Source organism: Burkholderia sp. Ax-1719, from assembly GCF_011753055.1.
Classification (GTDB): Bacteria; Pseudomonadota; Gammaproteobacteria; order Burkholderiales; family Burkholderiaceae; genus Paraburkholderia.
On sequence record NZ_VWWJ01000004.1, the window covers coordinates 95,849 to 108,492 of the forward strand.

The window sequence follows — 12,644 nt, forward strand, 5'->3', positions numbered from 1 at the left end:
AGCGGTGTTAAGGCTGCCGCAAATCCAGCGTGAACGGAAATTCGAGGCTGCGCGTGGGCGGCGCGGCATCGACCTCACCCGGCGTGTGCCCGCTCGTGAAGAAGCGCGCACGCCGCCGGCTTTCCGCCTCGTAGGCATTGACCGGAAACGTCTGATAATTGCGGCCGCCCGGATGCGCAACATGATACTGGCATCCGCCGATCGCGCGGCCACTCCAGCTATCGACGATATCGATCGTGAGCGGCGCATGCACGCCGATGGTCGGATGCAGCGACGCCGCCTGCTGCCACGCGCGATAGCGCACGCCCGCCACGCTCTCGCCCGCGCGGCCGGTCGGTTGCAGCGGCAGCGCGCGCCCGTTGACGGTGACGAGATGGCGGCTTTCGTTGATGCCCAGCACGCTCACCTCCAGCCGCTCCACCGACGAATCGACATAACGCACCGTCCCGCCCGCCGAGCCTTCCTCGCCCATCACGTGCCACGGTTCGAGCGCGTGACGCAGCGTGAGCGCGATGCCGCCCGTGTGCAGCTCGCCAACCAGCGGGAAGCGGAATTCGAAGTGCGGCGCGAACCAGGCGGGATCGAGCGCAAAGCCCGCTGCAGTGGTTTCCGCTAGCACGTCGTCGAAATCCATTTTCACGAAGGTCGAGAGCATGAAGCGGTCGTGCAGCGCGGTGCCCCAGCGCGTGAGGCGCTGCGTGTACGGCCTGGCCCAGAAACGCGCCACCAGCGCGCGTAGCAGCAGTTGCTGCGCGAGGCTCATGCGCGCATGCGGCGGCATTTCGAAGCCGCGTAGCTCCAGCAGGCCCAGACGGCCCGTGGGGCCATCGGGCGAATAGAGCTTGTCGATGCAGAACTCGGCGCGGTGCGTGTTGCCCGTCACGTCGATCAGGATGTTGCGCAGCGCCCGGTCGATCAACCAGGGCGGCACGCGGGCGGCGCTATCGTTTTCAACCGCGCCTTCACCCGTTGCTTCGCCATAGCCGCGCAGCAGATCGACCTGGCGCTGGATTTCGGCGAAGGCGATGTCGAGTTCGTAGACCTGGTCGTTGCGCGCCTCGTCCACGCGCGGCGCCTGGCTGGTCGGGCCGATAAAGAGACCCGAAAACAGGTAGGACAGTGACGGATGGTTATGCCAGTAGGCCACCAGGCTCGCGAGCAGGTCGGGGCGGCGCAGGAACGGACTGTCGGCGGGCGTCGCGCCGCCCAGCACCAGGTGATTGCCGCCGCCGGTGCCGGTGTGGCGGCCATCGATCATGAACTTTTCGGTGGACAGCGCGGTTTCGTGCGCGGCCTGGTAGAGGAATTCGGTGCGCTCGACCAGTTCGTCCCAGTTCGACGACGGGTGAATGTTCACCTCGATCACGCCAGGATCGGGCGTCACCTGCAGCATTTTCAGACGCGGATCGCGCGGCGGCGGATAGCCTTCGATCACCACGGGCAGTGCGAGATCGGCAGCGGTGGCTTCCACAGCGGCGAGCAGGTCGAGGTAGTCGTCCAGTGCGGCGAGCGGCGGCATGAAGACGTGAAGCTGGCCTTGCTGCGCGCCGAAGGAAGCGTTTTCGACTTGCGGGCCGGCGGCGCGAGCCGGGTTGCGCACCTCAACGCACACCGCCGTGCGATGGACCCAGGAGGCCGATTCGCCGCGGGCGGGCAGGCGGGAGGCGTCAAGCGCGTCCGACGCGTAGGCCGAGGTCGAATCGGCCAAAGCAGCGGAATCAGAGAAACCCGAGAAACCCGCGAAACCCGCCGCAGCGCTCACTTCCCGATACTGCGTGCGCAATTGCGCCGCGCTGCGCAAGGGCACGGGCGCGGCGAACGGGTCGTGTGCATGCTGCCAGGGGTAATCGGCGGCCGAAACCCACGGCAGCGAATCGAGCGGCAGCCGGTAGCCCATCGGCGAATCGCCGGGGATCAGGTACATGCGCTCGTCGCGGAAGAACCAGGGGCCGCTGACCCAGCGCGGGCCTTGCAGTGCGGGCTGCGGATGATGCTCGCGCGCGAGCGGCAGCACGTAGCCGGTGACCGTATCGAGCCCCGCATCGAACACGCGGCGCAGGCGCACGCGCTCCATTTCGTCGTCCAGGCGCGAGTCGAACGGATCGACGTTCACCGGCAGGCGGCGCTCGCGCCACAGGTAGTACCACGTGTCCTCGTAGCCGGGCTGGACGTGCTTCGGATCGACGGCGAGCTTCGCGGCGAGGTGGCTGAGGAAGCGTTGCGCGTCGGCGGCCGTGTGGTGGGTGCTGCTGCGCTCGTCGGCGAACAGTGACGGATCGTGCCAGCACGCCTCGCCATCCGCGCGCCAGTAAAGCGAGAGCGCCCAGCGCGGCAGTTGCTCGCCCGGATACCACTTGCCCTGGCCGATGTGCAGGAAACCGAGCGCGCCGTACTGCGTGCGCAGCTTGTCCATCAGCGAAATGGCGTAGCGGCGTTTGGTGGGGCCGAGTGCGTCGGTGTTCCACTCGGACGCGTCTCGGTCGTTCGCGGCCACGAAAGTGGGCTCGCCGCCCATCGTCAGGCGCACGTCGCCCGCTTCGAGCGCGGCGTCCACCTGCGCGCCCATCGCCTGCATCTGCGCCCATTGCTCGTCGGTGTAGGGCAGGGTGACGCGCGGCGTTTCCTGTACGCGGGCGATCGTCATCGAGTGCGAAAACTCGACTTCGCAATCGTCCAGCGAACCGGAAATCGGCGCGGCGCTGCCTGGCTCCGGCGTGCAGGCCACGGGAATATGGCCTTCGCCCGCGAGCAGCCCGGAGGTGGGGTCGAGGCCGATCCAGCCCGCGCCCGGCAGATAGACTTCGCACCAGGCATGCAGATCGGTGAAATCCGCTTCGGCGCCTTGCGGGCCGTCGATCGCCTTGACGTCGGGCGTAAGCTGCAGCAGATAGCCCGACACGAAACGCGCCGCCAGGCCCAGTTGCCGCAGCGTCTGCACCAGCAGCCAGCCGGAATCGCGGCAGGAACCCGAACCCTTTTCCAGCGTTTCCTCGGGCGTCTGTACGCCCGGCTCCATGCGGATGAGGTAGCCAATGTCACGCTGCAGCCGCTGGTTCAGCTCGACCAGAAAATCCACCGTAGCGCGCGGCGAGCGGTCGATACTTTCGACGAAGGCGGCGAAGCGCGGCGTCGGCGCGCTGTGCACCAGATAGGGCGCGAGTTCGGTGGCCAGTTCCGGCGCGTAGGCGAAGGGGAACTGCTCGGCGCTCGGATCGAGGAAGAAGTCGAACGGGTTGTAGACCGCCATTTCCGCGACCAGATCGATCGTGACGCGGAATTCGCGCGTCGGCTCCGGAAAGGCGAGTCGTGCCTGATAGTTGGCGAACGGGTCCTGCTGCCAGTTCACAAAATGATCGGCGGGCTCCACGCGCATCGAATACGAGAGGATCGGCGTGCGGCAGTGCGGCGCGGGGCGCAGGCGCACCACATGGGGCGCGAGATGCACGAGCCGGTCATAGCGATACTGCGTGACATGGTTTAACGCGACACGGATGGACACACCCGACTCCTCGTTCGACAGGGATGGAATGAAAAACTGGACGCGCGCTCATGATGCGCACGCCGCGAGTGGTGGTGATGACAGCCGCCAATGCGATGGCGAAGGTGACCACGAAAGCGCGGCACGCGGCGTGCTGTACTGCGCGCGCCGATCACGGTAATCACAGGACAGCGCTCATGAAGACGTTTCACTGCGACCATTGCAATCAACTGGTGTTCTTCGAAAACGAACGCTGCGAGCGCTGCGATTCGCGCCTTGGCTATGTGCCGCAGAGCGGCGAGATGCACGCTTTCGAGGACGCGGGCGATGGGCGCTGGCGCAGCCTGAACGCGCAGGCGCAGGGTGCGCTGTTCCGGCAGTGTCATAACTACGCGGCTGAAAACGTCTGCAACGGCATGATTCCCGACGACGAGGCGCACGCCGCCGACACGCTCTGCCGCGCCTGCCAGTTCACCCGCACGATCCCCAATCTCACGCGGCCCGAAAACCGGCTCTACTGGTATCGGCTGGAAGTGGCGAAGCGCCGTCTGCTTTACACGCTGGGTGCGCTGGGCCTGCCGCTGGCCACACGCGCGGAAGATCCCGACCACGGCCTGCAATTCGAGTTTCTCGAAGAACTGGGCGACGGCCAGCACGTGCTGACCGGGCACGATCACGGCCTCATCACCATGAACATCGCGGAAGCCGACGACGCGCATCGCGAAAGCACGCGCGTGTCGCTGCACGAGCCGTACCGCACCTTGCTGGGGCATTTCCGGCACGAGGTCGGCCATTATTATTTCGACCGTCTCGTCGCTGACGAGGCCGGCGGAGACGCGCGCTGGATCGAGCCGTTTCGCGCGCTGTTTGGCGATGAGCGCGCCGATTACGCCGCCGCGCTCGCCGCGCATTACGCCGAAGGTCCCGCGCCAGACTGGGCCGAGCGCCACGTGAGCGCCTATGCGTCGGTGCATCCGTGGGAGGATTGGGCGGAAACCTGGGCGCACTATCTGCACCTGGTCGATACGCTCGACACGGCGGCGGCCTGCGGCGTGGCGCTCCTGCCCGACAGCCCCGACGAACCGGTGCTGCTCGACCAGACGCCCGTCGACGAAGCAAGCTTCGATAGCCTGATGGCGCGCTGGTTTGCGCTGACCTATGCGCTCAACAGTCTGAACCGCAGCCTGGGCATGCCGGACGGTTATCCGTTCACGCTGGCCCCGCCCGTCATCGACAAATTGCGTTTCGTTCATCGCGTGATCTCGGCGGCGGCGCGGCCCTGATTGCCTTGTTCTTCCGGACGCGCGCGTCAGGCGGCGGCCGCAACCGGCTCGGGAATCGCCGGGCGCACCAGATCGCGGCCCACGCGGCGCGCCAGTTCGTTCACGCGCGCAATCAGGGCGTTGAGCCAGGCGCGCAGGGCGCCGCTGCCTTGCGCAGTCGCGAACCATTCCTGCAGCGGTGCTTGACGCACTTCTTCGCACAACTGCACGGCGAGCCGCTCGGTCTGCGCCGATTGGCCGTTGCGCAGCCGCACGCTCAGGCGGCGGATATCTTCGAGGCTGGCGGCAAGCGAACCCGGCCAATCCTGGCACTGGATCAGCAATGCGGCGATGCGCGCGGGCGAGATGGCGTCGTGATAGATCTCGCGATAGGCGTCGTGTGCGGATACGGCGCGCAGCAGCGCGTTCGCGCCGTGGTAGTCGAACGCGTGCGCCGGTCCAAGCGTGTCGCAATGCGCTTCGAGCGTGCGCGCCAGCTGATCCGCGCGTTCCACGCAGCCGCCCAGTTGCAGGAAGGCGGCTGTTTCGTTCTGCACGGGCGCGGCCAGTTGCACGCCGCGCGCGAGATGCAGGCGCTGCTTGACCCATTCGAAGAGGGCGTAGGGATCGTGCTCGTGCACACCGTCCGCGACGAGGCGCTGCAGATCGAGCCAGGTGGCGTTAAGCGATTCCCACAATTCGCTGCTCAGACAGCCACGCACCGCGCGCGCATTTTCGCGTGCGAATCGCAGGCTGCTGACGATCGACGACGGATTCGCCGCGTCGGCGGCGAGAAAGGCAATCACTTCGCGCGGCTCGATGCCGTGGTGCGAAAGCCGGTAGTGATCGGCGAGCCCCACGGTCGAGAGGATCGTGAGCCAGCCGTTTGCCGCCGGTTGCGCGGCGTCGTCGGGCGCGGGCAGCAGCGAGCGCTGATAACAGGCGTCCAGCAGCCGCGCGAGATGGTCGGCACGCGCGGTATGACGGGTCATCCAGAACAGATGTTCGGCAGTGCGGCTCAGCATGAGGCCTCCGGAGTGGCGCGTGCGTTTTGGCGTATTTCGGATTGCTTATCGTGTCAATGGGCGGCGTCTAGCGCTCGAGCACCCAGGTGTCCTTGGTGCCGCCGCCCTGCGATGAATTGACGACTAGCGATCCTTCGCGCAGCGCCACGCGCGTGAGGCCGCCCGGCACCATGCGCACCTCCTGGCCCGACAGGACGAACGGCCGCAGATCGATATGGCGCGGGGCGATGCCGCTTTCGACCCAGGTGGGGCAAGTGGACAGCGAAAGCGTTGGCTGTGCGATGTATTTATCCGGATTCGCCACCAGCACCGCGCGGAAGTCCTCGATTTCGGCGCGCGTTGCAGCCGGGCCGATCAGCATGCCGTAGCCGCCCGCGCCATGCGTCTCCTTGACGACGAGCTCAGGCAGATGGTCCAGCACGTAGCGCAAATCGTCGGGCTTGCGGCACATCCACGTGGGCACGTTGTTCAGCAGCGGTTCTTCGCCCAGATAGAAGCGCACCATGTCGGGCACATAGGGATAGATCGACTTGTCGTCGGCGACGCCGGTGCCTACGGCATTGCACAGCGTGACGTTGCCCTTGCGATAGACATTCATCAGGCCCGCCGCGCCGAGCGTCGAATCGGCGCGGAACGCGAGCGGATCGAGAAAATCGTCGTCGACGCGCCGGTAGATCACGTCCACGCGCTGCGGCCCCTGGGTCGTGCGCATGTAGAGATGATCGTTTTCCACGAACAGATCCTGGCCTTCGACCAGTTCGATACCCATCTGTTGCGCCAGAAACGCGTGCTCGAAATACGCCGAGTTGTACATGCCCGGCGTGAGCAGCACGACCGTGGGATTGTCGCTGCCCGAGGGCGCGGCGGCGCGCAGCGTGTCGAGCAGCAGATCGGGATAATGAGCAACAGGCGCGATGCGGTTGCGCACGAACAGATCGGGAAAGAGCCGCATCATCATCTTGCGGTTTTCCAGCATGTACGACACGCCCGAGGGCACGCGCAGATTGTCTTCGAGTACGTAGAATTCGCCCTCGCCGGCGCGCACGATATCGATACCGGCGATGTGGGCGTAAATGTCGCGCGCGACGTTCACGCCCTGCATTTCAGGGCGATATTGCGCGTTGCGCAGAATCTGGTCGGCCGGAACGATGCCCGCGCGCACGATATCCTGGCCGTGATAGATGTCGTGAATGAAGCGGTTGAGCGCGTTCACGCGCTGGCGCAACCCGCGTTCGAGTTTCGTCCATTCCTCGCGCTGGAAGATGCGCGGAATCACGTCGAAGGGAATCGTGCGCTCGGTGCCCGCGCCGGTGACGTCTTTCTCGCCATATACGGCGAAGGTGATGCCCACGCGCCGGAAGATCGTGTCCGCTTCCGCGCGCTTTTTGTGCATCTGCTGCTCGCTCTGCGCGCGCATCCACGCGAGGAATTCGCGGTAGTGCACGCGCGGCTCGCCGGTTTCAGCGAAGGCCGTGGCGGCTACGCCCCGCACATCGAATTCCCCGTACTCGAACATCTCGTTGAAGAATGTTTGCGTCATATCCGTCTTCCGTCCGCGGCTCTCGTTCGCCGCGCCTGGCAGGTTTGCGCTGCCAGGCGTCGGCTTGTTGTGCGCAAGCGTGCTGCTCTCGATCGGTGACGCCAGATTCCGCCGACGCGGACTTCAATCGCTACGTCGACGGTTTCGCCTGATCGAACTATGGCGCAGGCGTGACGACTGGCACGCCATGCGCGTTGCAGCAATTCGCTACGCTGGGTGATCGGGCAGGAAGGGTCAATGCAACTTCCATGCCGATGCGCGACGCATCGAAGCGATGGGCCTCACGAGCGCTCAGCGCACGCGAAGCACTAAATCGATGCGCGATGTTGCGGTGGGAGCGAGAGTAGGCGGACTGCCATGCGCGAAGATGGTGCGCGCGGACACGCCGGTCGAGGGGCAGATGGAACGGATCGGAATCGCAGGAGCGTTCATGAGTGGCAGGAAATCGAATAAGCGGCGCGATGGCTGGCGCCCGATATGCGCGATCGTTGGCCTCGATGCGCGTTTTGTTGTCGACTTGAATAAAGCGCGCAAACTGTTTCAGCGTGATGACAAGACCGTGGCCGTGATGTTATAAAGCCGTGTCGGAAAAGGCAGACTTGGTTTGCTAAGCCCAAGTCCTTTCGGTAACGAAAGCTCTGGTCTTTGGCCTCGCGCATGAGATCCCCACGACGAACAGCGGACACTAGCCACGCGTCCAGTCGTTCGTCCGTGCGGCTCCAGGTGGGGAACGCTCCGGTCGAACATCGACAACCAGGAGCCGTTCATGCCCCAATCTCATTCCGATCATTCCTCTATTTTTGACGTCGTCATCGCCGGTGCCGGTCCCGTCGGCCTGTTTCTCGCGTGCGAATTGCGTTTGTTCGGCCTTTCGGTTCTCGTGCTGGAACAGGCGCACGATCCACACTCGCCGTTGAAGCGCCTGCCTTTTGGCATGCGCGGCCTGAACGCGCCGACGCTCGACGCGCTCGATCGCCGCGGCTTGCTGGATGCGCTGATTGCGGCGCACGAAGCCGCGCGACAGCCCGCGCCCGCAGCACACTGGATGCAGCAGGCGCGTCGCCCGGCAGGGCATTTCGCGGGGATCGCGTTCTATCGGGATCAGATCGACGCTTCAAAATGGGCGTATCGATTGCCGGGGCCGGCCGGGACCACCATGGCGGTAGCGCTGGAAACGCTCGAAACCGTGCTGGTGCAGCGGGCGGTGGCGATGGGCGTGCAGATTCTGCGCGGCTTGAGCGTTGAAACGTTCGTGGAAGCGGCGCCTGAGGTGGCGGTTCATGCTGGCGGGCGTGTTTTTCGCGGGCGTTGGCTGGTGGGTTGCGATGGCGGCCGGAGCGCCGTACGCAAGGCCGGCGGCTTTGCCTTCTCCGGCACCGATCCCGAGTTCACCGGCTATTCCGTCGAGGTCGAACTGGCCGACTCGCAGGCGCTGCAACCGGGGCGGCATTACACGCCCACGGGAATGTTCACCTTCGCGGAGCCCGGCACGATCGCGATGGTCGACTTCGACGGTGGAGCGTGTCATCGTCGTGAGCCGCTCACGCTGGAGCATGTGCAAGCGGTCGTGCGCCGTATCTCTGGCGTCGACGTCATCGTGAAACGGCTTCTGCTTGCGACCACCTGGACGGATCGTGCGTTTCAGGCGACGACGTATCGCCGCGGGCGCGTCCTGCTGGCGGGCGACGCCGCGCATATTCACTCGCCGCTGGGCGGTCAGGGGCTCAACCTTGGCCTCGCGGATGCCATGAATCTGGGCTGGAAACTGGCGGCCACGATACGCGGCGAAGCGCCGGAAACGTTGCTCGACAGCTATGAGCGCGAGCGTCATCCGGCTGGCGCGCGCGTGCTCGACTGGTCGCGTGCGCAGGTGGCGCTCATGCGGCCGACGCCGGCCACGCGTGCGCTGGCGGACATCATCGGCGATCTGATGGACACGCGCGATGGCGCGACGTATTTTGCCGGCCGTGTTTGGGGCGTGGAGCCTGCCTGCGACGCCGATGATGCCGCGCTGGGGCATCCGCTAACGGGTCGCGGTACGCCGGATTTCGAATTCGTCGATGGACGGCGAGTCGGCGCTTTGCTACGCGAAGGACGCGCGTTGCTGCTGGATTTCGAGCGATGCGCCGTTCTTGAGACGCTAGCGGAACGCTGGCGCGAGCGCGTTTCCTATGTGGCGGGCGATGTGAGGGAGCGCCTGGGCATGAGCGCTGTTCTGGTGCGCCCGGACGGCATTGTCGCCTGGGCAAGCGCGGGTGAACCGGATGCTGGCGAAGCAGAGCATGCCTTCGAGAGATGGTTCGGACACCCTGGCGATACGCTCAATCGACGATGAATAACGTGGCGCCCTGCGGCGAAGACGAACGATGCGCTTCTGCCTTATCTCCGACCTGATAGCTCGTGCCGGGCGTGAGCGTAAAGCGACGTCCATCTGCGAGCTCCGTGATCAGTTTGCCGGAAAGGCAGAGCAGCACATGGCCTTTCGAACACCAGTGATCGGCGAAATAGCCCGCGCTGTATTCGACAAAGCGCACGCGGATATCGCCGAATTGTTGCGTGCGCCACGAAGCGGTTCCGGTTTCGCCCGCGTGCACTGTGCGCTCCACGGTGTCCCACTGGATGACTTCGAAAGGGATGGCAGCGATTTGCATGGCTGTTTTCTGCGTTGTCGATGATCGAGCAGAGAGCTTAGCGATGCCGGGCGCGCGCGTTCAGATGCAGGGACCGGCTTATTCGACCGATACAGGGCGCTCGCCTTCACACGTCACCCTCACACATCACTCAGCGTCACCGCCAACGTTCCGGCCTCACCCTGCACGCCCGCGTAGAGATCGACTTCATGCGCCAGTTGCGACTGGATCGTGTCGCGCAGGCGCGCCATGAACGACGCGCCGAATTGGCCGATCGCCGCCGCCCGCGGCCCGTCGTCTAGCGCTGCTATGGTGCGCAGTTCGTCGGCGGGCAGCGCGACGTAGAGATCGAGCGGGAAGGGCGGTTCGCTGGAGTCGCCGCTTTTTGCACGCGGCTGCGGAGCACGAATGCGCAGGCCAGGTTCAAGATGGGTCGCCAGTTCGAGCGACAACTCGTAGCGCGGCGCGTCCTGCAGCGCCGCGCGTGCCTGATTCAGCAGGACAGGCTCGATCTCCTCGATCTGTGCGATTTCCTTTTCGGTTAATGGCATCGCAATTCTCCTGCAGTCTACCCATCCTGATTCCAGCAAAAATCACACCGCGATCTCTTTCAGGATATCGCGCGCGGCGCGCACGACCGCATCCGTGGTGATGCCGAATTTGTCGTACACGTCCTGGATTTTTCCGGACTCGCCAAAGCTGTGCATGCCGACGAATCTGCCTTCCGGGCCGATATACCGATCCCAGCCCATTTCGACCGCCGCTTCCACCGCCACTCGCACGGGCGATTCGCCCAGCACCTCGTGTTTGTAGGCCTTGTCCTGTTCCTCGAACAGCAGGCGGCACGGCATCGACACGACCGCCGTGGGCACGCCTTCGCCCTGCAACACCTTGCGCGCCTCGACCGCGAGTTGCAGTTCCGAACCAGTTGCCATCAACGTAACCTGACGCGGTCCGCCTTCGGCTTCGTGAAGGACGTAAGCGCCGCGCGCGCTGCGGTTTTCGCCGTCGGCCTCGTTGCGCAGCAGCGGCAAGGGTTGGCGCGAAAGCGCCAGTAACGCGGCGCGTCGCGGCTGCTCCAGAATCAGTTCCCAGCACTCCGCGGTTTCGATCGCATCGCCGGGCCGAAAGACCGCAAGCTGCGGAATCGCGCGCAAGGCGGCCAGATGCTCGACCGGTTGGTGCGTTGGCCCATCTTCACCAAGGCCGATCGAGTCGTGCGTCATCACGTAGATCGTGCGCACGCGCATCATTGCGCTCAGGCGGATCGCCGGGCGGCAATAGTCGGAAAAGCACAGGAACGTGCCGCCGTAAGGGATCAGACCGCCGTGCAGCGCGATGCCGTTCATCGCGGCGGCCATGCCGTGTTCGCGCACGCCGTAATGGACGTAAGAGCCCGCGTATTGGCCCGGTTTGATTTCGACTTGCTGCTTTGTTTTAGTGTTATTCGACGGGGTGAGGTCCGCGGAGCCTCCCAGCAACTCGGGGATCGCGTCGAACAGATGATCGAGCACATCGCCACTGGCTTTGCGTGTGGCGGTGGGTTTGCCGTCGGCGACAAAGGCTTGCCGTGCGGCCACAATCGCCTTTTTCCAGCCTTCGGGAAGTTTGCCCGACGTGCGGCGCTCGAATTCGCTGCGCAGTTCCTGAGGTGCCTGCTCGACGCGTTTGGCCCATGCGAGCCGCGCGTCGCGTCCGCGCGCGCCCACTGCGCGCCACGCCTGCAACAGATCGTCGGGAATTTCAAAGGGCGGCGAAGACCAGTCGAGAATCTTGCGCGCGCCCGCGATTTCGGCCTCGCCGGGCGCGTCGCTATGCGCCTTCTGCGTGCCCGCTTTGGTCGGAAAGCCGAAGCCGATAATGGTCTTGCAGGCGATCAGCGTCGGACGATCTTCTGTGGCGCGTGCGGTTTCGATGGCCTGGCGGATCGCATCGGTGTCGTGGCCGTCAATTTCAAGTACGTGCCAGCCCGAAGCGTGAAAGCGTTCGATTTCGTTGTCGGAGACCGCGAGGCTGGTCGCGCCGTCGATTGAAATCGAATTGTTGTCCCAGAATGCGATCAGGCGCCCGAGTTTGAGATGCCCGGCCAGCGAAATGGCTTCCTGGCTGATGCCTTCCATCAGGCAGCCATCGCCGAGGAAGACGTAGGTATGGTGACTGACCAGATCGTCGCCAAAATGCGCGTTCATGATGCGTTCGGCCAGCGCCATGCCAACCGATTCCGCAATGCCTTGACCGAGCGGTCCGGTGGTCAGCTCGATTCCTTCGGCATGCGAATATTCCGGGTGACCTGCTGTCTTGCTGCCCACCTGGCGAAAGCGTTTGATCTGGTCGATGGTCATGTCCTGATAGCCGGTCAGATAGAGCAGGCTATAGAGCAGCATCGAAGCATGCCCATTGGACAGCACAAAGCGGTCGCGATCGAGCCAATGCGGATCGGACGCATCGAATTGCATGAAGTCCTTGAAGAGGACGGTTGCTACATCGGCGAGGCCCATCGGCGCGCCGGGGTGGCCGCTATTGGCTTGCTGCACCGCGTCCATCGAAAGAAAGCGGATACAGTTCGCCATTGCACGCAGGTGCGGGTCGCGTGGCGCCGGGACGGCGTGCGAGGGCGCGGGTGTGGCTTGCTCGGTCATGGGGCTTCCTTTTCCGTGTCTGTGGTCGGCGGGCGGAGAAACCATCTGTGCAATTTCTATACCCTTTTGC

9 protein-coding genes are annotated in these 12,644 nt (G+C 64.8%); 3 read left to right on the plus strand and 6 right to left on the minus strand.

Translation table 11 applies throughout. The features are described 5' to 3' along the window. Positions 1–7: 7 nt before the first annotated feature. Positions 8–3,499: a transglutaminase family protein gene (locus F3J17_RS09970; RefSeq protein WP_167056864.1), complete on the minus strand. Its 3,492-nt coding sequence runs from the start codon at positions 3,497–3,499 to the stop codon at positions 8–10. Between the two features lie 176 nt (positions 3,500–3,675). On the opposite strand from F3J17_RS09970, the gene F3J17_RS09975 reads away from it, so the two are divergent. Next, positions 3,676–4,761, plus strand: a complete 1,086-nt coding sequence (locus F3J17_RS09975; protein WP_167056867.1) for a putative zinc-binding metallopeptidase — start codon at positions 3,676–3,678, stop codon at positions 4,759–4,761. A gap of 26 nt (positions 4,762–4,787) precedes the next feature. Here F3J17_RS09975 and F3J17_RS09980 read toward each other — a convergent pair whose 3' ends face one another. Beyond that, entirely contained in the window at positions 4,788–5,765 is a 978-nt protein-coding gene (locus F3J17_RS09980; protein WP_167056870.1) for an alpha-E domain-containing protein, read from the minus strand. A gap of 67 nt (positions 5,766–5,832) precedes the next feature. Next, complete coding sequence (locus F3J17_RS09985; protein WP_167056872.1) at positions 5,833–7,305, minus strand: circularly permuted type 2 ATP-grasp protein; 1,473 nt, start codon at positions 7,303–7,305, stop codon at positions 5,833–5,835. A gap of 430 nt (positions 7,306–7,735) precedes the next feature. On the opposite strand from F3J17_RS09985, the gene F3J17_RS09990 reads away from it, so the two are divergent. Both F3J17_RS09990 and F3J17_RS09995 read left to right on the plus strand, forming a co-directional pair. Then, positions 7,736–7,882, plus strand: coding sequence for a hypothetical protein (locus F3J17_RS09990; RefSeq protein ID WP_167056875.1), 147 nt, complete (start codon positions 7,736–7,738; stop codon positions 7,880–7,882). Positions 7,883–8,071: 189 nt separating this feature from the next. Beyond that, positions 8,072–9,640, plus strand: a complete 1,569-nt coding sequence (locus F3J17_RS09995; protein ID WP_167056879.1) for an FAD-dependent monooxygenase — start codon at positions 8,072–8,074, stop codon at positions 9,638–9,640. Here the strand turns inward: F3J17_RS09995 and F3J17_RS10000 are convergent. The 3 genes from F3J17_RS10000 to tkt all read right to left on the minus strand — a co-directional run bounded on the left by F3J17_RS10000 (position 9,627) and on the right by tkt (position 12,574). Beyond that, on the minus strand, positions 9,627–9,956 hold the full coding sequence (locus F3J17_RS10000) for a DHCW motif cupin fold protein (protein WP_167056882.1): 330 nt from the start codon (positions 9,954–9,956) through the stop codon (positions 9,627–9,629). The genes F3J17_RS09995 and F3J17_RS10000 overlap by 14 nt on opposite strands. A gap of 119 nt (positions 9,957–10,075) precedes the next feature. Next, complete coding sequence (locus tag F3J17_RS10005) at positions 10,076–10,486, minus strand: hypothetical protein (RefSeq protein ID WP_167056884.1); 411 nt, start codon at positions 10,484–10,486, stop codon at positions 10,076–10,078. A gap of 42 nt (positions 10,487–10,528) precedes the next feature. Further along, a complete protein-coding gene (tkt, locus tag F3J17_RS10010; RefSeq protein ID WP_167056886.1) occupies positions 10,529–12,574 on the minus strand; it encodes a transketolase in 2,046 nt (681 codons plus the stop codon). Between the last annotated feature and the right edge of the window lie 70 nt (positions 12,575–12,644).